Source organism: Serratia oryzae, assembly GCF_001976145.1.
GTDB lineage: Bacteria > Pseudomonadota > Gammaproteobacteria > Enterobacterales > Enterobacteriaceae > Chania > Chania oryzae.
On sequence record NZ_MOXD01000022.1, the window covers coordinates 1 to 24,922 of the forward strand.

Below are 24,922 nucleotides of genomic sequence, written 5' to 3' on the forward strand. Positions count from 1 at the left end.
TGGTGTTATCCGCCGTTCTGTTGACGGGGTGTGCCGGTAGCGATGTTGCCGAGTTGAACAAGAAAGTCAGCGACATGAGCTACGGCTTGCTCTCACTGGGTAAAAAAGCCGACAGCCATGAGCGTGGTGGTTTGCCTGCGATGTCAACGAATTCACCGGTAATTGATAAGAAAACTGCCCGAGAATTCGAGGTGCCGGTGGATGTGGATACCGCAGCCGCACGAGTCAAACGGTATTACCATTTCACTTCCAGTGATGTGGTAAACACCCTTAAGGGGCAGGGGTTGGAAGGGGGGATGAAGGCGGCAGCGATCACCCAAGGGGGCTATGCCTGGGACGCGCAACCGGGGGCCTACTACTGTCGCAATATGAGGAGCGTGAGCGTTTGCAGGCCATGAGTCTGGCGGTGAACTGGCGTGTCCATGCTTGCCAGCCTGCCTGGTTCTGGCTGACGGTGCTTGATACCCTCAGTTACACCGCGATACGTCAAAACCAGCTTCGTCATATACGTATCTGTGATGTCAATCTTGAAGAACGCTGGCTGGATTTGATTATCGCGGGAGCCAAGAATCACCGCGAACTGCGTATCCCCATCATTACCGAGCTATTCCCCCGCTTGGAGATACTGGTGACCCGTTCATTAGAAGCAGGTGCTGAACCGGAAGATCAATTGTTCAATGTGAACCGTTTTGATGTGGGACGCAGGGCAAAACAACAGGGTGCAATGACCGATATGGGCATCTATCCCATTCGGGCCTTTTTTCGGCGGCTATCGAAAGAGTGTCGGTTTGTCGTCAGCCCACACCGTTTTCGGCATACGGTAGCTACTAATCTGATGAAGTCCCCGGATCGCAACATTCATGCTGTCAAGCGCCTGTTAGGCCATTCTAGTTTGCGTTCTACGCTGGAGTATATCGACGAAGATGTGGAGAGTTTGCGGGAGATTATGGAGCAGGAGTTCAAACGTTAGGTGGGCTATACGGTGGGCAAAGGTATCCCCTTGACATAATTTGACATTTAAACACGAAGCCTGTAAAGATTGGATGCGAAAAAACCGCCTGTTAGAGCAGGCGGCTTTTCAAGAGCCTTTTACAATAACCGGGTAATGGTAGCACTGAATAAAATCAATCAGTCATTTAACCAGGGTTATCGTGTGCTTTGACTCGCTTTCGTACCCGTCATTTTTTCATCCTGAATCAATGACAAGCGCTTCTGAATTTGATGGTGCCGGACTCGGAATCGACATTGCCATTTAATTCATTGATATTTAGATATATTTTTTGATGTGATTATTATTATACCCTCAATTGTACCCGCAGTCCCTTTTGAGTGTTTTTGGGGACCAAAGTGGGGATAATGTTGTTACAGAAGACGCCAAGTGAAGTGAAAAAAACCGCGTCGGCATCGTGTTCGATTCTTTATTTCTATTCCTGTTGGACAGCGAGTCTAATGCAGGGGATTATCTTACCGATTTTCTCGCGTATGCCAAACACGTAAAATGTAGAGCGCGTTAACTCTGAGTTCGTAGTGCATTTCATAGTTACCGACGATCAGACGGCGCACTTCCCGTGGTTCATACCTTGCCAGTGCAGGCCCTATCCGTGAATGCGTCAGCAGGTTAACGGGAGCAAGCACCAGTGATTGAAGAACCTGTGCTGCTGCTTCTGGATTGACGCTGGCAATAAATTCGCGCAAGCGCTCTAAATCCTGCAACGCATGATCTGACCAGACAACCTGCATTACTTTTGTCCTGACTGTGGTACAGGAAGTGGCGTGTCACTGTTCAGGCTATTCACCCATTTTAAGACATCAGCTTGTTCCACTACTCTGCCCGCATCCACATCTGCCAGACCTTCCAGGATCATTTGATGGCGGTTCTCTTCCTGCTCAATGATCGCGGCTAAAGCCTGTTTGACGATCCAGCCACGAGAACGATCATAGTTAGCAGCCATTTCGTCGATCTTCTCTGCCATTTCAATAGGAACATGCGCAGTAATGACGCGAGTGGGTGATTGTCCCATGAGTATCTCCTTGCGATTAAAATTAAATCATAGTCAATCAGAGATTCACTGATCGTGCAAGTGCCGGTAAATTCCGGCCAACATCCGTTGCATGATTTATCTATCTGTAATTATTTAAGTTTTTTATTTGAGCTGTGTAGTATGAATCATACTGATTTAAGATGCCCAGAATCTGTTGGAAGTGGAATCAAGTTTTCCAGTATTGTGTTTAACCGTTGTTCCACACTGCCGGTAACGTATAAAAAGGGAATATTGCGTGCGGTAAGTTCATCAATATACCACTTTTGTTGCCGTTGACGGAAAGACTCATCCTGACGCGTACCGTCCTGTTGGAAGGGGAAATCGTCAGCACAAAGCACAACGGTGTCATAATGTTGACAGGCTAACTCTTCCAAACTAGGTTCCGCTTTGCCAAACATGGCAAGTGAATAAAATAATGTAGTTAGTGGCGAAGTATCACAAACCAAATAGCGATAGGGGCGTGCGGTTGTTTCCCGCAAGAGCTGGGTTTGTGCAATTTCTAGCATGTCATCGAAAATTAAATGTCCTTTCCGTTGTTCCCAACGCTCGCGGCCATATTCACTGATAGATTCTGTGCCTAGCGCAGTGGCCAATGCGGCACTCAGGGTACTCTTACCCGTGGACTCCCCACCCAGTATACAGATGCGGTGTACAAAGTGAGCGTACACTTCAGGAGCAACGAGATATCTATATTTATGAATATCAGACCGAATTAAGGTTCCTGATACAGCCCCAGGCCCTGATTCACGCTGCAGTCGCACATGAGAAACTTGCTGATGAAAATGCATACTGAGAACCTGGGCGAATCCATCACCATAGTCCTCCGCGGTGAATACTGCCTCGGGCATAATGTTCAATTTCTGTAGGCACAATAAGGCAACGAAATGGCGGTGTGAATCGTCGTCATGCTCATTTTGGGGCATCGGCCCTATGCCCCAAAATGAAGCCTCTTCGGAGGAGAATACGAGAACTTGTGCCTGCGGGAAACGTGCCTGAAGATAGCACCGTCGTTTATCAGGAGAGAAGCCGGGGAGCTCTGGCGACGAATAGCTGACAATCACCAGCTTCTCGCATGCGTCAATGATCGGCATAACTCAGTCCGGTTGGTGGTTTGGGATATTCAGCGATTGATCAGATGGCTTAAATCGGACTGAGTTCCCTCGTGGCGATCTACTATTTGGAACAGCTATTTAGAGATAGCTATTAGATTGGGTCTAAATCATCTTTTTTGGCAATAGTGAAAAATGATTCCTCTGGCACATTGTCATAAGGAAAGTTTTGATATTATTGTAATTGTGGAGTAATGAATCAGTAATTATCGCTTCGCTTCATTGTTACAAACTCGTCGAGTTCTACGTATCCGTAACAAAGTATGCAGTTAATGTCCGTTAACCGTGAGTCGAGCAGGACTACCGATATATTAAAATATTTTGGATGAAGACCTCCACGCGGACTTTCCAGGGTAACTTATATAATCTTGTAATATAAGGATATTTATGTATTTAAGTAGACTAAAAATTTCTCGGTTTCGGTCTTGTGATGATGTGACTGTTAGTCTCCGCCCAGATTTGAGTGTATTGGTCGGTGAAAATAATGGTGGAAAATACAATGTTGTAGACGCAATCCGATTACTTACTCTGCCATTGAGTGGACGCCGCGAACGATACCCAGAAGATGAGGGCGTACGTCGCTATTCGACCAGCCCAAGTTTTCAAATCTAAGGGGCTTTTCAAGGTCTAAGCGATACTCTCAAAGGTCTATTGATATCTGCAGTTCCCGATCCTACCAAGGGGACGGCGCGCTACCGTTCATGGTCAATCGGTCCCAAAAATAAATGTTACAACCTCCTTCTCCTTATATCTTGATGCATGTTTAGTATAAAGATTATGTCTATTTGGCGAGATGCCCTCGACAGAGGGCATTAGTTCATTTTAGTGCATGAAAATATAAATCAGCCCAACAAACGTGATATAAACCAGATAATACCTTATTCATGCATTGGGCGTTGATTGTCACTCAGATGCTTACCTAATTATAGGAGGATCACTGCACCTCGACAATGACAATACCACTACCAGCTATATTACCCGGCTGCGGATTGGACGAGGATAACGTGGATACCAATTGAAAATCCTGCGTACCTGGAATAGAGACAACACCTGTACCTCCAGGTATTGTTAGCTTCGATGAGATATTATTACCCAAGGCGATAGTATCATTAGGTATTCTTAATGTTACTGATGCAGGACCATTACATTGAACAGTAAATCTGGAAGATGCAGTAGCACCATCAACATTTTCAAGTGCAAGTGTATTATGGTTTATCAGTCCATCGCCTGATATGTTACAAACTGTATCGACATGTGGCGCGGAACTGCACGTGCCTGGAGCGACAAAAGTTTGTGGATTACTATTAACTGCGTCATTGCCTGTCGGACCTACCCCCGTACACCATTCATATAAATAATACACATAAGTTTTAGCGTTCATGCTGATAGTACCAGATGTTCCCCATGCGGCCACAAACTTATCCACAGCATCGTCCCAAGTCATAGTGTTATTAACATAAACAGTCGCTGCCTCCCCGACAGTTGGCGGAGTAAAACTGTTATGTGTATATAATCCGATAGGCATCTGTGCTTGAGTACATTCTGTATAGGGTGAACCTACCGCCCCCCGGCTCCCACAACCGCGATAACCAATACCAAAAGAACAAGAACCAAAAGTACAAGCCATTGAACGAGGTGCGGGTGCATTTGTTACTATAAATGAAATAGATGGAATCGATGGACCATATCCGTAGTTTGATAAAGACACGCCAGTGACTATTATTTGTTTGCTGCTAACAGATATACTCATCAACATCAGAGCAATCGCAATATATAAACGCCCCACAGTTAAATCCCTCTTAGTAATGTTACTTGATAGCAGGTAAAGATACAGTTAAAAAATAACCACTCCCCCATAATGGCCACCGTGGATCGTACGTCCGCACGCACGCCAAGGTTCGCACCTCGGCATGCCCTAATCTTATCTCCACTCATAAAGTAGTATGAGTAGAGTGGCTCTCGACGGTTGCTAGATGTCCTCGGTGGCAAGGCACGCCTCAGCGCATAACACCACACGCCAGGTTGCTACCCTTACTCACCACTCAATTACGCTGCATCTGTCTTACTGGTACTCCAGCGCAAAGGTCGCCGTCGCCGTAAACGGCCCGCGCACGATACCCTTGCTCGCCTGCGCTGCTGGCTCCGCCTGCACATACGCTTGCAAAGCTATCACCATGTTACCTGGCGTCAGCGGGGTCGTACTGCCCTGCACATTGAGCGGCAAGGCCTGCCCGCCAGACGTCTCCATCCCTATTGCCACGCCGCGTGCCACACTGGTTGCATCCAAAACCAGCAATCCCGGCAACCCCGCGCTCTCGGTGCCGCTAAACGTCAGCTTCACCCCGGTCATTACTGCCGTGTCACAGTCGTCCAAGTGCAGCGAGAACGCCCGGCTCGGGGTGCGACTGTCGCTGTACAAATACTTGTCAATCACCGTCCCAAAATCCAGCATAATGTCTTCATCACCCACGCGCAGCGTGCAAGGTGCATTCACCAGCGTCCCTTTGAAGGCCAGGTTATCCACCGCCTGGGCAGGTACAGCCATCAGCAATGGGGGTGTCAGCAGCAACAGCGCCAACCCCTTCCGTGCGTTCTGTGAGTCCCGCGCCATGCGCAGAACACGTTGCCATCGATTCATCCGATGTTCTCCTATTGGTACTCGGCCAGCAGCGTCGCGCCCGCTGTAAATGCTCCCGGACTCGGCGGCTGCGCAGGGTCTGAGACCGGCACCGCCATCAACGTCGGAGGATTGTTCGGGTTAACCGCAATCGGTGCGTTCAGAGTAAACGGCTGCCCCGCCTGCGTCAGATGAATACCCAGCCCGGGGGCATCCGTTTGTATCGCCGCCCCGTCATAATGGGTGGGCGTCCCGTTGACACTCAACCGCACCGTACCCGGGGCGCTGCACACTATCTGATAAGGCACTGGCTTGCTGTAGTGCACCCCGTCGACGTTGCGGATAATCACCCCGTCGCCAAAATCCACCTCAATCAGTTGGTCGTTATTGATGCTGCAGGGCAGGGCATCCACCAAGGTCCCCTGGAAATTCACCTGCACGGCCTGGGCGCTGTTCATCAAGATGTACGCCATACCCAGTCCCATTACCCGCGAAACCGTCTTGACACTCATTGTTCATCCCTCACTGGTAATCCACCAACAGCGTGGACGCCGCCGTAAAGGCGCCCCCGGTCAGGGTACTGCCCGTTGCCTTCACCGGGACCGCCGTCAAGGCCGGACGCGCCGGGTCGGTGAAGTTGAACCAGGTGTTCATCGGCAACTTGACACCGTTACTGCGCAACTCCACCCCCAGGTCCGGTTTACTGGTTTCGAGTACCGAGGTGTCAAAGTCTGCTCCCGTTCCCTGGAACTGAAGTTTCAACGCGGTAGTCGGTGCCCCGGTACAGTCCAGCGTATAGGGGATGGATTGGGCATAATTGCTCCCGTTAACCCGCCCAGCCAGCAGGTCGTTCCCAAAATTCACCGAAATGTCCGTATTGTTGTTGAGCACGCACGGCGGCGGCACCACCAACGTGCCATAGAAGTAGGCGTCAATGGCCTGTGCTGGCAGCGTGATACCCAGCACACCCAGCGACAACACCACAAACAGGGCCTTTCTGGTTTGCTTCATATATCCTCCCCATGCAGGGGCTTGCCTTATTGCCGTCATAGCACCTCCATCTCCAGCGTGGCTGAGGCACCAAAAAAGCCGCCCGGCAAAGTGGCCCCAGTACGCTTCACCGGTACCGCCTTGATGGCCGGGGGGGTTGCAGAGTACGCAAAGGTGAACCAGTCCCCCAGATTCAACGCGCTGTTATCCGGTTGCAGTAGTTTTATCCCCAGATCCGAGATATTGGTCGCCAGCACGTTGCCGTCAAAAGTACTGCCCCCGCCCGGACTCAAAAATCGCAGGCGCAGACTCGAGGGGTTGCCCGAACACGTCAGCGCCAAGGGTATCGGCATCGCATAGTTGCTGCCGTCAATACTGGTGGTCTGCAGGTTATTGCCAAAGTCCACCTCAATCCGGTTGTTGGCGTTACCCGTTATTTGACAGGCTGGCCCTGCAATCACCGTACCCGTGATATTGACCGTCAGTACGTTCCCGGCCTGCACCGAGGCCAGACACAGCATCAGACTCCCTGCCGCACCGATAACGACACGGCGTGCCGCGTATCCCATGGCCCGGGACAGATTGCCTTGAAGAGACTTATTCATAGCTTAGCCTGAAGTTGACATGGGCCAGATACGCACCCGCCTGCAGCGGTGCCCCGGTACGTTCCGGTACAATGTAATAGGTCAGTTCATTGTTGCCCGGCGTCAGTAACTGCGGCTGACCCGACAACCCCGGCACCACGTCATGGCGTGCTGCATCCGTCAGGCGCAATCCCATACCACCGACGCCCCGGGCCATGAACAGTTGTGGATTGTTCTCGTCCTGTACGCCGGTAAAGGTCAGCGACACGGCGGGTTGGTTAGGGCTCCAGGTCAGGTTACCCTGCCGGTCACGATTGTTGGCCGCACTGCGCAGGCAATCCTGCAGGCGCAGAGTCACCGCCACTGCCGTCCCCCGATCACCGGTACGCAGCAGACGGCCTGTTCCCACCTCCCCCAGGTCCACCGACTGATCGGCCGAGGTCATCTCCAGGCGGCAGGCGCTTTCTGTCAGTGCACCCGACACCCGCAGCACACCGTGTTCACCGTCAACCTGCCCCACAGCGGCTTGAGCTGCTGGGGAAAGCAGGGCAATCAGCACCACACCGGTCAGACCGGCATACTGGGCTGTCTTGCCAGGCAATCTTCTCTTTTCCATGATGGTTCCCTTGTTCTTCCGTTACGGTTCGTCCCCGCCGGGCACTGTCCGCCAACAGGACTGTGGGAGCGTGTCGCTACCCATATCCCGGAGGATTATTTGTCTCGTTTGCTCTCATCCACCTGGCAAGTACTGCCATTACAGCGGAAGGTCAGTGCCGGCTGGCCGCCGAAGTCGTTCACATACACCAACACCGGGGCGGTCCCCAGCGCCGCTGCACTGCCGCCCAGTGCGATACTGCTCTTCGGGGGCACCATCAGCGGTTCAAAACCTTTCACTACCTCAGCGCCTTTTTTCGCACTCGCGCCTATCAGCGTCACAAAGTACGGCGTCGGGTTATTGACCGTGTAACCGTCGCCCGTTTTCGTCAGCGTCAACTGTTCCTGGAACGGCGTAGCCTGCAGCTTCGCGGCCTCCTCCGCCAACGCCGCCGGACGGTAGAACATCTTGACGCGCGTCTGCAACGCTATCTGCAACACGTTGGCCTTGTCGCTTTTCGGCGGAATTTCCCGCAGGTTGAAGTAGTACAGCGACTCCCGGTCCTGCGGCAGCAGGCTGGCCCCCGGCATCGCCTGGATTTTCAATTGGGTCTGCCCCTTGGGTTCTACACGCTGAACCGGTGGCAGCACGGTAAATGCGCTGTTCCCTTCCAGCTTGGTGCCTTGGGCATCCTCCAGCCAGCCCTGTGCCAGGTAGGGCAGCTCCGGGTTCTGGTTGCGCACCGTCAGGCTCACCGACTTCTCGTTACCCGGAAACACCACGCGGGTCCGGTCCAGGGAAATGGCCGCCTGGGCGGTAGGGACCACGGTGCTTACCGTGATACTGGCCAGCAGGCTCATCAGAAAAATGCGTTTCATTGTCTTTACCTTTTCTCTATCTGTTTTTTACTGGCTGCCGTTTCACGGCAGCCAGTAATGAGTCAGGTGTCGCCCAAAAAGGCGGCACACTTTGTTCAATGATTCACTGTTCAAGCGTCGCAGCTACTTCTTCACACAGGGCAATAGTAGATTGGTCGCCATGCCTGCCGGCAGGGTTTGCGGCAAGGTGACCCGGCACTGCTCGGCATTATTCCAGTGCACCGTCAGGGTCTCCCCCCCTTTTAGGCCACTGAGGTAGGCATTCCCTGCGTCGTTCACCATGCCCACGTCCTGCTGCTTCGCGTTCATCACCGTGGCCCCGAACGGCGGTACCGAACCGTCGGCCAGACGCAGAACCGCCATCGCCTTCTCACCGGATACCACCTCAAAGTGACGGTAACCTATCGCCCCTTCGGTCAGCGTCCCCTGTTGCACCGAGTTGGTGGCCTGGGCGTTGTCCGCCAGTTTGTCCACGTCGATACGCACGGTGTTGCGGTAATAACTGCTCACATCCGCCACCACCGCCTTGCCGAAGGCGTTTGAATAGACCGCGCTGCCATAGCTGCCTACAGGCACCCCGGCCACACCGTCGGTATCAATCAGCATCCGTGTTCCACCCAACACGCCAGTGCGGTGCAACGCCCCGCCTTGCGGCGTCAGGGTAGCGCCCCCCGTTAATGACAGCCCTAACGAGCTGTACTGCCCGCCCCGCACGCTGGCCGACCCGTCAATCTGGGCCAGTGAGCCCCGATGTGAGTAATAGCCGTTCAGGTCAGTGTCTCCGCCCGTCATCCCGGCCCGCAGCTGGTAGTAGTCTGCATCCCCCACCCGGTCGGAATAGCTGACTGCATGACTGTTGGCTCCCGCCGCATAAGACCCGACGTAGCCCACCGAGCCCGAATTCCCCCACGGTAACGACAGTGACAGGTACATGCCGTCATCCTTGGTGTTACTGAAGTTGTTGCGATACGCCGTCAGCGACAGGTTGACGTTACGGAAACGCCCGATGTCGAAGTAACGTGACAGCGACAGGTTGTAACGGTCACTGGTGGCCTGGTTCCAGTAGGTCTGATGGTTGTAGTTCAGGTACGCGCTCAACCCCAGCGAGGCAAACTGCTGGTTGAAGGAAACGGTGTACATCTCCTTGCTGCGTCCCGGCGCCACACCCGCAGGGTTGTCTTGCGCAGTCAGGTAATCGGCCATCGACAGGAAGCGATTGTCTGAGAAACGATACCCGGCAAACGTTACCTGGCTGCCGGTCTGGTCAAAGCGCTTCGAGTAACTCAGGCGATAAGACCCCCCCTGCAACGTGTCTTGCTGCGGCAACTGGGCGCGCGACTGTGTCACGTCTGCTGACAGTGCCCCGAAGGCTAGCAGGTCACGCCCGAGCCCCAGTGACAAGGCCGAGTAATTTTCGCCCCCCAGTCCGCCACCGTACAACGACCAGCCGTTGCTTACCCCCCAGGAGAACTCCCCGGTGGCAAACAGCGGCCCGTTGACCCGGTGCTGCCAGTCGGAAGGTCGCCCCGCCGCCAGCTTGAAGCGTACCTGCCCTGGCCGGGTCAGATACGGAATGGTAGACGTATCGACCTGGAACTGCTGCACGCTGCCGTCGGCCTCTTCCACCCGTACATCCAATGCACCCGAGACCGCACTGTCCAGATCCTGGATACGGAATGGCCCGGCGGCGACCAGCACTTCCTTGATAACCCGCCCCTGCTGGCTGATAACCACCCTGGCGTTACCACGGGCCACGCCTGTGACTTCCGGGGCATACCCTCGCAGGTTCGGTGGCAGCATGTTGTCGTCCGAGATCAGGCTGCCGCCGGTGAAACGAAAGCTGTCAAAGATGTCGGAGTTGAGGAAGTCCTCGCCGACCGTCAGCTTGGCGCGCAGCGGTGCAATCGCCCGGTAGGCGGTGTACTGTGTCCAGTCAAAGCTCTGCTCACTCGATTGCCCTGAGCCGGTCTGGTGAGTCGCCCGCATCTGCCAACTGGCCCGTAATCGCCATGACCCCAGGTTCGCTCCTGTCACCCCGTTACCCGACAAGGTATTGGTCTGCCGGTTGTCATTGCTGCTCTGACGTTGGGTCTGGGCATTGAGGTTGTAGTCCAGCAGAATGCCGGGAATACCCTCTTCCCAGCGCGAGGGAGGGTCCCAGTCTGCACTGCTGTATTCCAGATAAGCCTGCGGCACACTGAGCTTCAGGGTATTGGTATTCAGGTCACCTTGTGCCTCCATCCCCTTCAGGCTGGTCACGTCCAGGCACTGGCCCTCATGCCACCAGGTTAATCCCTTCAGGGCGGCGTCAGTCAACCCTAACTGGTCAACCACCTCTTTGGTCAAACAGGCCTGGCTGCCCTTCGGGTCAGTGTCCGGGGCGATAAACGCCACTGGCCGCGCTGGCAAAGTCTGATTATTTAGCCTGATGGCCAGCTCATAGGTGCCCGGCAGGATGAACCCTTTCTGGGTAAACTGGCTTAAATCGATGTTGCCACGATCCTTGAGGTCCAGGATATCCGTATTGAACTGAATGTCTTCTGCCTGGGCCACGCTCACAGCCCCAAGCAATACGCTGGTCCCTAGACTGGCCTGACACAGGATGGCAAGAAGCGAGCGGGAAAAATAACGCGCCATGAGAGAGTCCCTTTAGTAATAATCCATTCTGAAGCGTATTGCCGAACGGTAGTCCCCGGCTCGCAAGGTGTCCTGATTGCTCACCAGGCTCAGGGTGTAGTTCAAGCGCATCTCACCCGGAGTAAGGGGAGCAGCCGGTAATGCCATGCCCGGCACGGCCACCGCCCCTTGGGGGTTGCGTATCATCAGAGCTATCCCGCGCGCCTCGCCCGACACCCCGAAGTAACCCTCGTCACTGTCGCCGTCAAAGGTCACTGCAAACCGCTGCCAGTCCGGTTGGGTCGGGTCGATGCGCGCGAGCACGCAATCCACCAGGCGAATGGCAAAACTTTGCTCCGGGCCACGCCCATCGCGAATTATCTGGCTAACCGGCACCGTATCCATGACCAAGCCCTGGTCACGGTCGCCCACTTCAATTGCACACGGCGTCTCTACAATGGCGCCTTCCATGCTGACGCGCCCCTGTCCCATCACGCCAGCAGACTGCGCACTCGTGGAAAATACCAAGGCACAACACATCAGCAGGGAAGGCACCACGCGAGGCGAAACGTCATGAGTCCATTTCATTGACTGACTCCAGTGTGGAGGTTAAATAAACCTGCAGCAGAGCTGCTGCAGGTTGGTCATCACCGCAGTGAGCGACTTATTGGTAATCCAGCACGAAGTTGGTTGGTACCTGGAAAGCACCTGGGACGATGGTTGCACCGGCACCGCCACCTTTCAGGGCTGCAGTGAAGCTCAGGGAGTTGTTACCGTTCACTACGGTCTGTGCTGCAGTTGGGGTGTTCAGCTTGACCTTGGCACCGTCAGCTTGTGACATCAGGATATAGGCACCTTGAGCCGTACCAATCATGCCCAGGCTGTCAGCATCATATGAAGAGGCCGCGCCAGTGAAGGTTACGGTCACTTTATCTTTGGTGCCAGTAGTAGCAATCACGCAGTCTTTCAGCTCAATGCTGAAAGGCTCTGGAGTAGACACCCCGGTGTTACCGTTGGCGGCCAGCGCCACATTGGACACTGCGCCCAATGAAATGGTCTGGTCCAGAGAGCCTGGGGCAATGGAGCATGGCGCATCAATGATAGAACCGGTAAAGGTGATTTTGCCGGAACCCTGGTCAGCCGCATTAGCGAAAGACGCCAGACCCAACCCCATCGCCATTACGGTGGCCATTGCAATGTTATTCAGTTTCATACGTGTTCATTCCTTTAGAACGTTAATTAACGAGTTATGTCGAGCCGCATCTCCTGCAACAAGACACCTCTGCATGAAAGTGCAAGAGACCTTTATGTAATACGGGAATGCGATATATACACGCATCCTTTCGGGCTTAAAATAAAAGTCTTTCCCTTTTCATGGAGAAATAGGACTAAATGGAAAGCAAATAAAATAGAGGAGTATGCTTTCCATGTGGATTCTCTTATTTAAGATGACCCATTTATAATATAAGGAAAACCTTAGAGTGAAGAAAACCCTACTGTTTTATCTTTAATGGCCTACTTATTGATAATCCAGCACGAAGTTGGTTGGTACCTGGAAAGCACCTGGGACGATGGTTGCACCGGCACCGCCACCTTTCAGGGCCGCAGTGAAGCTCAGGGAGTTGTTACCGTTCACTACGGTCTGTGCTGCAGTTGGGGTGTTCAGCTTGACCTTGGCACCGTCAGCTTGTGACATCAGGATATAGGCACCTTGAGCCGTACCAATCATGCCCAGGCTGTCAGCATCATATGAAGAGGCCGCGCCAGTGAAGGTTACGGTCACTTTATCTTTGGTGCCAGTAGTAGCAATCACGCAGTCTTTCAGCTCAATGCTGAAAGGCTCTGGAGTAGACACCCCGGTGTTACCGTTGGCGGCCAGCGCCACATTGGACACTGCGCCCAATGAAATGGTCTGGTCCAGAGAGCCTGGGGCAATGGAGCATGGCGCATCAATGATAGAACCGGTAAAGGTGATTTTGCCGGAACCCTGGTCAGCCGCATTAGCGAAAGACGCCAGACCCAACCCCATCGCCATTACGGTGGCCATTGCAATGTTATTCAGTTTCATACGTGTTCATTCCTTTAGAACGTTAATTAACGAGTTATGTCGAGCCGCATCTCCTGCAACAAGACACCCCTGCATGAAAGTGCAAGAGACCTTTATGTAATAGGGGGATACGGTACTGATATGCATCCTTTCAGGTTGATATAAAAAGGGATCCATTCCTTTTTATTAGTTCAGAATAGGAAGATAAAAATGGCGGGATTAACTGTCATAAAAATTTAACCACCCCATCCATTGGGTTGCTCATTGAATTCTCTTAATGAAAATTCCTATTCCATTAAATACTAAAACACTTAACTCACAAACCTCAAAAACAATAATTACACAGCGTAAAACGACAAAACACCTCGGATAGTTCCTAGTTGAAATTTATAAAGCGGATTATCACCGTCATTCTTGCTTTTTAAAAGTCTTTTTGTAGTTACATCGTAATTTCGCAATAAAAATCTTACCTCACTCCTTTTATTTCAAATATGCGACTCTTACAATCGTAAAAACACACTAATACAGAGTTTTATTCTGATAAAATTGGTTTTTTAGATCTTATTGATCGCAAAGTAAAGATTTAGTAAGTTAAAGCTCTGCTTTGGTGCAAAATATCATCATCAGGACAGGTAGCGAATAGTAGGCTTGCGAAGGTCTGCAAGAGCCCTTTTGGGGTAACGCTTCTCGACTGAAACAACAGGAATATGGATTAACAAGGATAAGAACCTATGACAAATAAATACAATGAAAACAATGGGATGGAGCGCGTCCTGATGGCTTTGCAGTCTTTTTGCAATTTTACATACCCGCCGGATACCTTACCTCCTCAGGAGTTGTGGCCGAAGACACGGCATATTGCCGACGCCTGTAATATGGATATATATATATCCCGTCATTATTTAATGAAGCTGGTCAAAAATAACATGGCGTACATGTCCACCGGGTCTATCAACAACAGCCTGCGTTGGTACATTGCTACCCCAGCCTCTTTATCTTGCGTGACAAAAGCAAAACCGCAGGATGTTTTATAGTTGGCGATCGTAAATATGGATATACAGCCACGTAAATTAGGAAAGTAACATGAAATCACCTATCGTTATTGCACTGTGGGACAGTAACCAATTCCTTATGCAAGGTATGCGGCAGGTTCTTAAGACCTACTTTCATATGAAGGGGGTCAGTGTCATCTTTATACCCTTGACGAGAGCATGTGTCGTCGACTCGATTAAGACAGATCTGATTGCCAAGAGGATGGTAGACTGGGACAGCGTCGGATATAAACGACATAAAATGGTTATTACCCGAAATGACATGTTATTGGGAAGTTGGCAAGGAGAGTTCAACCTTTGTGAAAAACCGGAGGTCATGATACGCCTGTTGGATGAATTATTTGCCCCCACTCCGCCAGAACACCTCCGTTTTAACCTGGGCCACACCAAAATCAGTGCTAGAGAGATCGAGGTTCTACGAGGTATCGCGACAGAGCTCACCCCATATCAGATAGCAAAAAATATGCAAATCAGTATCAAGACTGTCAGTGGTCATAAGCATGCTGCCATGCGCAAACTGGGATTCAAGCGCACTCATGAACTGTATAACTGGCTGTTACAAAGCAGCATAATCTTGGATGAGAAAAAGCCCTACGGCTTAATATGACAAGTATGCTTGAGTTACAGCTAATATTTCAGCATGAAAATGATGATGTAGTCCCTCTTCATCATTTTCACTAAATAGCTGATCCTAATACCGCTACACTTTTGCCTGACCGTGCTTCCTACCAGGGAATGGGCTGACCGTTTTCATAAAGTGGCGTACCTTTTTCAGTAATTGCCACATCGAACGGCAGCTATGATTCCGGGTTATCGTGTCATGTAATGCCTGCCATAATCGTTCTACGTGGTTCACCCATGGCGAGTACACTATGCAATTCCTTGAAGAATATGGCGTTTCGCAACCACTCGATTTAATTGACGTTCAAAACAGATGGCCAGTCAGCCTGGCAAATGGATATTGCTGAAATGCTTTCGCATTTCCGGTAGGTAACTTTTTGATTATTTTATGAATAAGTTCTGGAGAATATCTGGTGGCCTGTGAACAGTTATTAACATTTGATGAGTTGTTAGATCATTATTTCTTCAATCATTCTGTACGTGATGATACGGAATGGAGTTATCGGAAAGTGGTAAGAACCTTTTTGCGGTTCACCCTTAAATCACCGAGTGAAGTTGATAACAGACTGGTACTGGAGTGGCGCAGGCACGTTCTGAAGGAACAGAAGTTGCAGGCAACGACCTGGAACAACAAGGTGACGCATATGAGGGCTCTGTTCAATTTCGGGATGAAAAGTGGATTGCTGACACACGGGGAGAATCCTTTTAATAAAGCGGTGGTCCGGGCGGGGAAGAAAAAGAAGAAAACCCTGACCGAGGGGCAGACGGAGGCGGTGTATCGTTTGATGGCGCAGTATGAAGAGCGTGAACGGTTGCAGGCCATGAGCCTGGCGGTGAACTGGCGGGTTCATGCCTGCCAGCCAGCCTGGTTCTGGCTGACGGTGCTTGATACCCTCAGTTACACCGCGATACGTCAAAACCAGCTCCGTCACATACGCATCTGTGATGTCAATCTTGAAGAGCGCTGGCTGGATTTGATTATCGCCGGTGCGAAGAATCACCGCGAACTGCGTATTCCCATCATTACCGAACTGTTTCCCCGTTTGAAAATACTGGTGACCCGCTCACTGGAGGCCGGTGCTGAACCGGAAGAACAGTTGTTCAATGTGAACCGTTTTGATGTGGGACGCAGGGCAAAACAACAGGGTGCAATGACCGATATGGGTATCTATCCCATTCGAGCCTTTTTCCGGCGACTCTCGCGAGAATGCCGGTTTGTTGTCAGCCCTCACCGTTTTCGGCATACGGTGGCCACCAACATGATGAAGTCCCCGGATCGCAATATTCAGGCAGTAAAGCGTCTGTTAGGGCATTCGAGTTTACGTTCTACGCTGGAGTACATTGATGAAGATGTGGAGAGTTTGCGGGAGATCATGGAGCAAGAGTTTAAGCGCTAGATTATCAATGTAGGGGATGCAGAGTATCCCCTTGACATAATTTGACATTTGCGCACAAGGCCTGTAAAAATATCACGCGAGATATCCCGGCTGGTTGCACAGTCGGGATTCTCAAGAGCCTATATCCAACAACCGTAATCCAGGTAATAGATCTACAGCATGTTAACTATGGCTTGTTTCCGTACCTGTCATTTTTTCATCCTGAATGAATGACAAGCGCTTCTGAATTTGATGGTGCCCGGACTCGGAATCGAACCAAGGACACGGGGATTTTCAATCCCCGAGTAGAAAAAGGTTAAAATGACATCTGTGCTTATTACGACTCGAATAACTTATTCGGGTAATATATATGCACGTAATCTCAATCATTTCTACCAAAGGCGGCGAAGGGAAATCGACCCACGCAGCCAATCTCGGCGGCTTCTGCGCCGATGCCGGTCTCAAGACACTGTTAATCGACGGTGACTACGCTCAACCTACAGCCTCCAGTTATTATCACCTGCAGTATGAAGCCCCCTATGGCCTATATGAATTATTAATGCAGACGGTGGATCTCAATCAACCTCAACAGCTTATCTCCCATACCTGCATTACCAACCTCGACCTGATTATCTCTAACGATCCCCACGAACAACTCAAAACGGCCATGATGCATGCGCCGGATGGCCGTTTTCGTCTGCGCAATCTGCTGCAACACCCTCTGTTTACCGACTATGACGTGATCATCATCGATTCACAGGGTGCCCGATCCATCATGCTGGAGCTGGTGATGTTGGCAACCAATCACACGGCACTCGCCATGATCAAGCCTGTGGTTCCTGATGTGCGTGAGTTTTTACGTGGGACGATCCCGCTGATGGAAGGTTTACTACCCTACAAAGATTTTGGTATTTCGCTCCCCCCGGTGAAAATCCTAGTGAACTGCATGGATTATACCAAGTTAGCCAGGGAGGCGCTGAACGCGATAACGCAGATTGTGGAAGAGGGGACCTACAGTTCGGCGGATATCCCGGTCAGTATGTTGGCAACGCAGATCTATGATTTGGACGTTTATAGGTTGGGGCATAGTCTGTCTCAGCCTGCGCATCGGTTGGAATACCAAACAGATCGCAAAACCCCTCCCGCAGCACAATCGATATGTGGCCTCGCCTGTGAGCTTTTCCCTGAGTGGAAACCCCAGTTTGTTGATGTTATTGCTCGGGGGATCCGCGCATGAATCGCAATCAACTTTGGCGGGCTGTCGCCTGTTCCACAGCAACCTATAAAGCGCACGATGAAATCCACGTGTTCGTCGATGCGCCTGATTATGAAACGGCAAAAAGCCGGATTTATGAGCGTCTGGCTGATGAATGGGAAGTGGCGAGCGGTTTTATCGAATTTTATAACGTGTGGAGTGAATCTGAACTTCGCGATATGGCCATCGGCCCACAAGCGCCAGTTGGGCTTCCGTTGCTGGAGTCTGGGGCGAGTTATGATCGGGAACCCCTGATCCTGGTCGCTTCTTCCCGACTCCGTGATGTTCTGGAATGCGCGTTGCGCGAAGTTCAGAGTAAGGAGGTTCGCCATGCATAACGAAGCACCACGGCGGGTGATGCCGCATTCTCTGGAAGCAGAGCAGTCCGTTCTGGGTGGATTGATGTTAGAAAACGACCGCTGGGACGAAATCGCCCCTCTCCTGGCCGTTGACAGCTTTTTCTCACCCTCTCATCAGAAGATCTTTGCGGTGATGCAGGGGCTGCTTGGCCGCAATATGCCTATCGATCTCATCACCGTCTCGGAAGAGCTTGAACGTCTTGGCCAGCTTGATATTGCCGGCGGTTTTGCCTACCTGGCGGAACTCTCGAAGAACACCCCGAGTGCGGCCAACATCGTGGCTTACGCCGAGTATGTTTCTACGGCGAAGCAGAAACGTCAGTTACTGGCGCTGGGGCATGATTTGGCAGGGCAGGCTGAAGATGCGCGTACTGATGTGGCTGCATTAATGGAAGAAGTCGAGCGACGTCTTTTTGACATTGCCGGTTTGCAGGCCGCAGGCAAACAGTTCGACCTGGTCTCCTCACTGGAGGTCTACCTCAACCGATTGGAGCAGCGCTGTGCCAGTGAGGACTTGATCACCGGTACGCCCACCCCGTTTGAACAACTCAATGGCATGACTAGCGGACTGCAGGAGAGTGACCTGATCCTGCTGGCAGGCCGTCCCTCCATGGGAAAAACCGCGTTGGCCCTGAGTTTGTGTGAAGGGGCGCTGGATAGCCGAAAAGAACAACCGGTGCAGATCTACAGCCTGGAAATGCCGGTTGACCAGCTTTTATCTCGATTCGTCGCGATGCTGGGGCGCGTACCTCTGCAGAATTTGCGCAGTGGCAATATGGGGGATGAGGATTGGGCCCGAGTGGCCAAAGCGACCCATATTCTCCTGACGGAGTGGAAAGATCGTTTGATCGTCGATGATGACAGCTTTATGACCCCGACAATGCTGCGCTCCCGCGTCCGTAGGAATGTCCGTAAATACGGTCGTCCTTCATTAATCCTCTTGGACTATCTGCAACTGATGCGTTGCCCTGGTCAGGAGAACCGCACACAGGAGATTGCCGAAATTTCGCGTTCGCTAAAAGCGTTGGCAAAAGAGATCGGCTGTCCGGTGGTTGCCCTCTCACAACTTAATCGTGCCCTCGAGAGTCGGGCAGACAAGCGGCCCAATAACGGCGATCTGCGAGACTCTGGTGCATTAGAGCAGGATGCCGATGTGATCATGTTTATCTACCGTGACGAGGTTTATGACGAGCACTCGTCGGATAAAGGCGTCGCCGAACTGATTATTGGCAAGCAGCGTAATGGCCCTATTGGTACGGTAAAGGTGAAATACCTGGCGGAAATCACCCGGTTTGAAGATTTCTCGGGAGGCCGCTATGACTTCTAAGGCACCAAGAAACATGCAGAAGCTGGGCGAACAATTGTTGCAGCGTGGACGAGTGCCGGCGTCCGGTGCAGCCTCTATGTTGCCCGTCAGTGAAATGCCGATGGTGCTGACGCTGGATCAACTGCGGCCCAACCCGGATAACCCACGTACCACGCGCAACCCCAGGTATGCCGAAATCAAGGCTTCCATCCTGGCACGTGGGCTAGATTCGGTACCCAAGGTGACGAAAAACCCTGATAGCGCGGAAGACGTGTACATTTTCAGTGATGGAGGGAACACGCGTTATACGATCCTGCTGGAGCTCTGGGAAGAAACACAAGATGAACGCTTTCGCCGTATTCAATGCATTTTCAAGCCGTGGCCGGGACGGCTGAAGTGTGTCATCGGTCATCTGGCTGAAAACGATGTTCGGGGTGATTTGTCTTTCATTGAAAAATCGTTTGGCGTCGCCAAGGCCCGAAGCATCTATGAGGAACAACTCGAGCGTGAGGTGAGTCAGCGTGAACTTGCTGATCTATTGAAGACAGAGGGTTACCCCATACATTACTCCAGTATCAGCCGGATGGAGTATGTGATCAAACAACTGTATCCCTATCTGCCTGCGCTGCTGGAATCCGGGTTAAGCCGTGCTCAAACTATTCCTCTTATCAATCTGCGCATGGCGGCTGAAAAAGCCTGGGGGGAATTTAGTGCATATGCCGATGCGGTCAAATCTTTCGATGCGGTATTTGGCGAGGTTTGCCGCGCTTTAGATGATCCCGAACACTACACCCTGGATACGTTTAAAGACGAACTGATTGCGGCACTGCTCCAGGCAATGCCTAGCCCTGAGATCACCTATGACCGTTGGTTAATCGAGCTGGATCCGAAAGAGCAGAATCGCCGGAAGTTGTTCGGTGAACCTGCACCGCTGCCGCAGCATATTATCAATGCTGATAAAGACACCGAGAAACAGGAGCAGGGGACAATACCGACTGTTGTACCGCCATTTTCATCGAGTATACCGCCTGGTGGTGATGGCCAGCATAAAGAAAAATCACCTGCAGTAAATCACCAACCTGATGCCGATCTGACGCTTGAGGACGCGAAAACCCCTGCACTCACAGGGGGATCATCGCAGCACTACAGTGCTGGCCGTAAGAAAGAAGAACAGCTTGATTTGTACGTTGAGGGACATGAGCCGCGAGAATCAACGTTGCCGGTGACGTTTCCGTTGGCATCTGATAGCGAACGAATGGAAACGGATTATCCCCCAACGATGCTGGACAGCGCCGCTACCGACTCTTCCGTTTCTTTTGCCGATACCGGACTGGAGCCGGTGACAGACATTTGGCATATCTCCGCCCTGCAGGATGACCTGGAGCATCTGCAGGATGCGGCCTTTCGTCTGGCGTTTGAACTGGCTGAAGTATTGCAGGTTGAACAGGCGCTGTGTGAGGACAATGCGCCAACTTCAGCCGGATACCGTATACAGATCAACCTTCATCAGGCCTCTCCCATCACGCGGTTGCTGGCTGCACTGACCGGTGATGCGGCAGTCTCAGTGTCTGCGAACGAATTGACCCAGATGGTGTTCGGCACTGAACAGCCTGCCGATAGGCCATTGCTGGACGATGTCCTGGTAGTGAAGTTTTTACGGTTAATCCGTGTGATACGGCGTTTGCGGGAGATCCAGCGCCAATCTCAGCAATGTGAAAATGGAGAGACTGACGATGAATAAACCCCGCAAGGACTGGTCTTGCATCGCACTCATTGTGTTGTGCGTGGTGACATGGGCGATTGATATAGGGATGTTGTTAGGAGGGCACAACGTATGAATCCACAAATCGGTATAACGACCAATGCGTTGTTGACGCAGGTCCTGATGGAACTGAAATCCGGCAATATCCGGCGTTGCGAAGCGATGGGGCTGACGCTGGAGGAGATCCAGGAACTGAACCAACTGACGGTGGAGGATTTGCACTACCTGGTGAATTCATCCGTTTCGATACTGACGTTCCATATCAACCACACCAATCTCAATATGATGCTGGCGCAGGCCCGACAGGAGCAGGTACGGGTACAGCGCATTGACCGTGCTTTGGCCCTTGGCGGGTCGATAGAAATGATGCAGTGCTACTTTGGGCTGACGGCGTCAGAGGTCAGCACCCGTCGTCGCCTTGCAGGGATACCCACCCGGCAGGGGCGTAATCAAACGCCCGCCGAAGCCGAGGAAATTTCGATTTGGGAGCAGTGGCGTGCCGCCAACATAGACAATCTGGACTCTCTGGAAGCGCTGGAGGTCATGATGTTGATTGCCGAACAACAGGATATTGCCCTAACGTCCGTATGGACGCTGGTAAAAGGCTGGGTTGAACAGCAGCAACGGCGGAGAGCGGGTTGATGACCTTGGCGGTAGACAGCGTCATACAACATACGTTAAGCAAAATGACGGCCCGGATTGTGCAAAAAGCGCAATCCGGCGCGGTGGCAAACGAACAGAGTGGTCTCCTCTACCTGGGGAATGTGCATGATGCGATTCCTCGGCAGTTGTATATGGACAGGCGATTATCGCCCTTGGATAAAACGGCGTGGGTGATGATCCGTCTCTATGCCCAGCAGAACGAAGGGGCCGTATTCCCGACCTATGAAGAACTGCAGCTTCAGCTTGCCTCCCCCCATGCCAGCAAAGCGTCTCGAGAAACGGTCAGTCGTACTTTGCTTATGTTACGGCTCACGGGCTGGCTGAGTTTATGCAAACGAGTCAGGGATGACGGTGGCCGGGTACGCGGCAATATCTATGCCCAGCATGACGAACCGTTGGGGCTGCGCGATGCGGAGTATTTTGATCCGGGCTGGCTGGATGCTGTGGCACAGGCCTGTCAGCATGGGAACAAAACCATTCGGTTAACGGCGTTATCGGTGCTCAAGGAAATCAAACAGGATACCTCCATGCGCCACCGCCATTCTCGTATTGCCTTGATCGAATCACGCCTGTCTTCTCCTCAATCCGCTCAAGCGCTAGCCCAGCAGTTACAGGCCAGTTTACCGAGTTCGGAAACCGAACCCCGGCAGAAATTACCCTCTTTGGCGGAAAAATCACTGAGTTCGGAAACCGAACTCAGTGGAGAAACAAGGGATCCTGACAGAGTTCGGAAACCGAACTGTTACGTACGTAGTTTTACACAGTGTGTAAAAGATACGTACGTAGGCGCTGCAAGCAAGAATGAGTCTCGACTACGTTGGCCATCAGCGTTGATTGAAAATCTGACTACGGCGGACAGGGATAACGTTGAGCCACAACTGCGCGCATTGCCGGAGCCATTGGGGCAGCAGGTTCTGGATGACGTAGCGGAGCGGGTCGGCACTGGTGAGATAAAAAATGTGATTGCCTACCTGCTAGCCACGCTGAAGCGAGCGAGAAATGGGCAATTTAATTCGACCGCAAGTGTGGCAAAGCGTGCGCAACAACCGCCACCGTCTCAGCATTTCGCGGGTGCAGAGCCAGCTCAGCGAGCTGTTCAACAGGAGCACAAGCGGGCATCCGTAGAGCAGATTGCAAAAGTGATGGCGGAGATCCGTGCGGCTTACAGGCCATGATTTCGTGGTGTGTTGGGTATGTTGTGGTTAAAAATCATACAGTGTTGCGGGGCGCAACACTTTTTGGAGTTCGATGTGATGGCTTCTCGTGAGCTCTTTCTTTGTCGAAGTCTTAGAGGTCGGATAAACGGAATGCTTATTTTTTGCCCACTTTCTAACACAATGATTAGGTGGTGAGAGGATTTTGCCCATGTGGGAACGTCGTCGCGGCCTGTGTTAGCATAACGGTCATTCACTAATGCGTTGTGGTCTCAGGATAATCCGAGGTAGGACTTGTCATCTCTGGAGATAGGTTAAAACGTGAGAATTGATGAAGTAGAGAAATGGCGACCTTTCATTGATGCTGAGGGTGTAATTTGGGACCTTTCCTTTCTTGACGCACATGAGGTGATATACACGCATCGCAGCGAGGGCAAAGAAGACAAGATCTACAAATTCATCGTTTCCTATTCATTTCATTGTTTTTGCAAAGGTTACTCGGAACAGAGTGAGGAAGAAAAGCGGGCATTGATGTACCACTCGCCAAAGGAGTCCCGCCCGTTTTGTAAGATCCGTTACCGCCTGGCACAACGTTATCTTAGAGACATGATACTTTCACTCGATCGCCAAAGAATTATTCATGCCGGCTATGGCAGCTATGCGGTGATCGAAGTGCTGAATGAAGAGGGTGAACACTGTTATTACTACGTCCCCTTTAGAGTATTCCGGGAGCGGAAAAAACTCAGAATTCATGTGACCAGCGCCTATGCCGTCGATACCAAACCAGGGGGAGGTAAGGTCGGTTTTTATATCATTGCAAGTAAGTTGCTGGCTGGCAAACCACTACCTCACCCCTGAAATAACAAAACCCACCTTAAGGTGGGTTTCGCCAGATAACTTCTCTGGTATTCAGAAGCGCCTTTACCGGACTTGGCCAGACCAACTTAGTTGGTAGCGGGATGTCTGGATAAACCAGTCTGCTGCATCCTTGTAGTTATTCTAGTGTATGTTTACTGTTAATGCACCAACTATTGGTGCATTAATGATGGTTTGTTAAACAGCATGCAAAAGTATAAGCATCAATAACTTATGAAGGGGGACTGTCATGTATATGCAATGTGGCCGCAGGGTGTATCCTCAGCGCCACCCGATTACCCTATAACGAAATACGCTTAGCCAGTCCCGAGGTTAACCCGGTCTGGCCAGTCATAGCACCACTGACCACACCTGTTATCCCGGCCCATATAGTCTCGCAGAATGCTGTAGCGACAATTAATGTATAACGGAATAATTTCTTCATAGGCTTTTTCTCATTTGCAAAATTCATAAGCACAATACTTGCACAACGTATAAGTATAATGGAGAGAAAGAAGGCCGGAATGAAAGGTAAGGCCATGAGAATCGAACTCATGCTACTGGCTAAGTGCATTTTAAATGAATCATAACGAGTTAAGATTTAGCGGGCAATGGATTTCAATCAACGTTCAATTTTAACCAGCTGATAACGCTGAGTATTGACCATAACCAAAAATATATATCCATTAAAATCAGAGGCTTTACCTATCATAAGAGGTAAAGTTAGTCAGCGCCGTGTTGAACATTTTTGACACATCTGACAATGGTATTGATAAACATCGTACCACCACACTTCAACTTCAAACCCCGCTAAAAACACGCAAGGTGTTGCGGGGCGCAACAGTGATTAAAAATTAAGCGGTGTTGCCGGCCGCAACAGCGACTAAAAAGTATACAGTGTTGCCGGTGGCAATAGTGGCTAAAAATCATACAGTGTTGCGGGGCGCAACAGTCGCTAAGATCAATTGTCGCCGTTGAGAAAATACTTTCCCGTTGTTTGAAGACCCACCGTTCTCTGACTATCTCACTCTGCGTCAACTA

26 protein-coding genes and 2 pseudogenes are annotated in these 24,922 nt (G+C 51.4%); 13 read left to right on the forward strand and 15 right to left on the reverse strand.

Annotation, left to right across the window (positions count from 1 at the left end; genetic code table 11):
• Window positions 1–398: pseudogene (locus BMI79_RS23840) on the forward strand (hypothetical protein); the annotation flags it as partial.
• A complete protein-coding gene (locus BMI79_RS22110) occupies window positions 395–970 on the forward strand; it encodes a tyrosine-type recombinase/integrase (protein WP_076944304.1) in 576 nt (191 codons plus the stop codon). The pseudogene BMI79_RS23840 and the gene BMI79_RS22110, both read left to right, overlap by 4 nt.
• A 494-nt stretch (window positions 971–1,464) precedes the next feature.
• On the opposite strand, the gene BMI79_RS22115 is transcribed toward BMI79_RS22110, so the two are convergent.
• The 3 genes from BMI79_RS22115 to BMI79_RS22125 all read right to left on the reverse strand — a co-directional run bounded on the left by BMI79_RS22115 (window position 1,465) and on the right by BMI79_RS22125 (window position 3,133).
• Complete coding sequence (locus BMI79_RS22115; RefSeq protein ID WP_076944305.1) at window positions 1,465–1,740, reverse strand: type II toxin-antitoxin system RelE/ParE family toxin; 276 nt, start codon at window positions 1,738–1,740, stop codon at window positions 1,465–1,467.
• A complete protein-coding gene (locus BMI79_RS22120; protein WP_076944306.1) occupies window positions 1,740–2,021 on the reverse strand; it encodes a CopG family ribbon-helix-helix protein in 282 nt (93 codons plus the stop codon). Before BMI79_RS22120 ends, BMI79_RS22115 begins: the two co-directional genes overlap by 1 nt.
• A gap of 146 nt (window positions 2,022–2,167) precedes the next feature.
• The gene (locus BMI79_RS22125; RefSeq protein WP_076944307.1) at window positions 2,168–3,133 is read right to left on the reverse strand and encodes an AAA family ATPase; all 966 of its coding nucleotides are present in this window, start codon (window positions 3,131–3,133) and stop codon (window positions 2,168–2,170) included.
• Window positions 3,134–3,538: 405 nt separating this feature from the next.
• Between BMI79_RS22125 and BMI79_RS22130 the strand changes: the two genes are divergently transcribed.
• Entirely contained in the window at window positions 3,539–3,763 is a 225-nt protein-coding gene (locus BMI79_RS22130; protein WP_244157369.1) for an AAA family ATPase, read from the forward strand.
• A 322-nt stretch (window positions 3,764–4,085) separates the two neighbouring features.
• On the opposite strand, the gene BMI79_RS23685 is transcribed toward BMI79_RS22130, so the two are convergent.
• The 11 genes from BMI79_RS23685 to BMI79_RS22180 all read right to left on the reverse strand — a co-directional run bounded on the left by BMI79_RS23685 (window position 4,086) and on the right by BMI79_RS22180 (window position 13,499).
• Window positions 4,086–4,937 carry a hypothetical protein gene (locus BMI79_RS23685; RefSeq protein ID WP_125828867.1) on the reverse strand — a complete coding sequence of 284 codons (852 nt, stop codon included), beginning with the start codon at window positions 4,935–4,937 and terminating at the stop codon, window positions 4,086–4,088.
• A 276-nt stretch (window positions 4,938–5,213) separates the two neighbouring features.
• Window positions 5,214–5,789 (reverse strand): fimbrial protein, encoded by a 576-nt coding sequence (locus BMI79_RS22135; RefSeq protein WP_244157370.1) that lies wholly within the window; start codon window positions 5,787–5,789, stop codon window positions 5,214–5,216.
• 11 nt (window positions 5,790–5,800) lie between these two features.
• Window positions 5,801–6,280 (reverse strand): fimbrial protein, encoded by a 480-nt coding sequence (locus BMI79_RS22140; RefSeq protein WP_076944308.1) that lies wholly within the window; start codon window positions 6,278–6,280, stop codon window positions 5,801–5,803.
• 10 nt (window positions 6,281–6,290) lie between these two features.
• Window positions 6,291–6,779: a fimbrial protein gene (locus tag BMI79_RS22145; RefSeq protein WP_083704521.1), complete on the reverse strand. Its 489-nt coding sequence runs from the start codon at window positions 6,777–6,779 to the stop codon at window positions 6,291–6,293.
• A 35-nt stretch (window positions 6,780–6,814) separates the two neighbouring features.
• On the reverse strand, window positions 6,815–7,363 hold the full coding sequence (locus BMI79_RS22150; protein ID WP_083704522.1) for a fimbrial protein: 549 nt from the start codon (window positions 7,361–7,363) through the stop codon (window positions 6,815–6,817).
• Complete coding sequence (locus BMI79_RS22155) at window positions 7,356–7,958, reverse strand: fimbrial protein (RefSeq protein WP_076944310.1); 603 nt, start codon at window positions 7,956–7,958, stop codon at window positions 7,356–7,358. Before BMI79_RS22155 ends, BMI79_RS22150 begins: the two co-directional genes overlap by 8 nt.
• A 95-nt stretch (window positions 7,959–8,053) precedes the next feature.
• On the reverse strand, window positions 8,054–8,815 hold the full coding sequence (locus BMI79_RS22160; protein ID WP_083704523.1) for a fimbria/pilus periplasmic chaperone: 762 nt from the start codon (window positions 8,813–8,815) through the stop codon (window positions 8,054–8,056).
• A gap of 123 nt (window positions 8,816–8,938) precedes the next feature.
• The gene (locus BMI79_RS22165; RefSeq protein ID WP_076944311.1) at window positions 8,939–11,452 is read right to left on the reverse strand and encodes an outer membrane usher protein; all 2,514 of its coding nucleotides are present in this window, start codon (window positions 11,450–11,452) and stop codon (window positions 8,939–8,941) included.
• 12 nt (window positions 11,453–11,464) lie between these two features.
• Window positions 11,465–12,019 carry a fimbrial protein gene (locus BMI79_RS22170; protein WP_076944312.1) on the reverse strand — a complete coding sequence of 185 codons (555 nt, stop codon included), beginning with the start codon at window positions 12,017–12,019 and terminating at the stop codon, window positions 11,465–11,467.
• A 76-nt stretch (window positions 12,020–12,095) separates the two neighbouring features.
• Complete coding sequence (locus BMI79_RS22175) at window positions 12,096–12,644, reverse strand: fimbrial protein (protein WP_076944313.1); 549 nt, start codon at window positions 12,642–12,644, stop codon at window positions 12,096–12,098.
• 306 nt (window positions 12,645–12,950) lie between these two features.
• Window positions 12,951–13,499 carry a fimbrial protein gene (locus BMI79_RS22180; protein ID WP_076944313.1) on the reverse strand — a complete coding sequence of 183 codons (549 nt, stop codon included), beginning with the start codon at window positions 13,497–13,499 and terminating at the stop codon, window positions 12,951–12,953.
• A gap of 710 nt (window positions 13,500–14,209) precedes the next feature.
• Here BMI79_RS22180 and BMI79_RS22185 point away from each other — a divergent pair.
• A complete protein-coding gene (locus tag BMI79_RS22185; RefSeq protein WP_076944314.1) occupies window positions 14,210–14,512 on the forward strand; it encodes a FaeA/PapI family transcriptional regulator in 303 nt (100 codons plus the stop codon).
• A 49-nt stretch (window positions 14,513–14,561) separates the two neighbouring features.
• On the forward strand, window positions 14,562–15,137 hold the full coding sequence (locus BMI79_RS22190) for a helix-turn-helix transcriptional regulator (RefSeq protein WP_076944315.1): 576 nt from the start codon (window positions 14,562–14,564) through the stop codon (window positions 15,135–15,137).
• Window positions 15,138–15,230: 93 nt separating this feature from the next.
• On the opposite strand, the pseudogene BMI79_RS22195 reads toward BMI79_RS22190, so the two are convergent.
• Window positions 15,231–15,401 (reverse strand): annotated as a pseudogene (locus BMI79_RS22195) (IS630 family transposase); the annotation flags it as partial.
• Between the two features lie 163 nt (window positions 15,402–15,564).
• Between BMI79_RS22195 and BMI79_RS22200 the strand changes: the two are divergent.
• The 8 genes from BMI79_RS22200 (at window position 15,565) to BMI79_RS22235 (ending at window position 23,884) form a co-directional block, all read left to right on the forward strand.
• Window positions 15,565–16,548, forward strand: coding sequence for a tyrosine-type recombinase/integrase (locus tag BMI79_RS22200; RefSeq protein ID WP_076944316.1), 984 nt, complete (start codon window positions 15,565–15,567; stop codon window positions 16,546–16,548).
• A gap of 349 nt (window positions 16,549–16,897) precedes the next feature.
• On the forward strand, window positions 16,898–17,764 hold the full coding sequence (locus tag BMI79_RS22205) for a ParA family protein (RefSeq protein ID WP_076944317.1): 867 nt from the start codon (window positions 16,898–16,900) through the stop codon (window positions 17,762–17,764).
• Window positions 17,761–18,120, forward strand: a complete 360-nt coding sequence (locus BMI79_RS22210; protein ID WP_076944318.1) for a hypothetical protein — start codon at window positions 17,761–17,763, stop codon at window positions 18,118–18,120. Before BMI79_RS22205 ends, BMI79_RS22210 begins: the two co-directional genes overlap by 4 nt.
• Window positions 18,113–19,468 (forward strand): SPI-7-type island replicative DNA helicase, encoded by a 1,356-nt coding sequence (gene dnaB-PI / locus BMI79_RS22215; RefSeq protein WP_076944319.1) that lies wholly within the window; start codon window positions 18,113–18,115, stop codon window positions 19,466–19,468. Before BMI79_RS22210 ends, dnaB-PI begins: the two co-directional genes overlap by 8 nt.
• Window positions 19,458–21,188 carry a ParB family protein gene (locus BMI79_RS22220; protein WP_076944320.1) on the forward strand — a complete coding sequence of 577 codons (1,731 nt, stop codon included), beginning with the start codon at window positions 19,458–19,460 and terminating at the stop codon, window positions 21,186–21,188. Before dnaB-PI ends, BMI79_RS22220 begins: the two co-directional genes overlap by 11 nt.
• 93 nt (window positions 21,189–21,281) lie before the next feature.
• Entirely contained in the window at window positions 21,282–21,851 is a 570-nt protein-coding gene (locus BMI79_RS22225; RefSeq protein WP_076944321.1) for a DUF2857 domain-containing protein, read from the forward strand.
• Entirely contained in the window at window positions 21,851–23,047 is a 1,197-nt protein-coding gene (locus tag BMI79_RS22230) for an STY4528 family pathogenicity island replication protein (protein ID WP_076944322.1), read from the forward strand. Before BMI79_RS22225 ends, BMI79_RS22230 begins: the two co-directional genes overlap by 1 nt.
• A gap of 300 nt (window positions 23,048–23,347) precedes the next feature.
• Complete coding sequence (locus tag BMI79_RS22235; protein ID WP_076944323.1) at window positions 23,348–23,884, forward strand: stationary phase growth adaptation protein; 537 nt, start codon at window positions 23,348–23,350, stop codon at window positions 23,882–23,884.
• The last annotated feature ends 1,038 nt before the right edge of the window (window positions 23,885–24,922 follow it).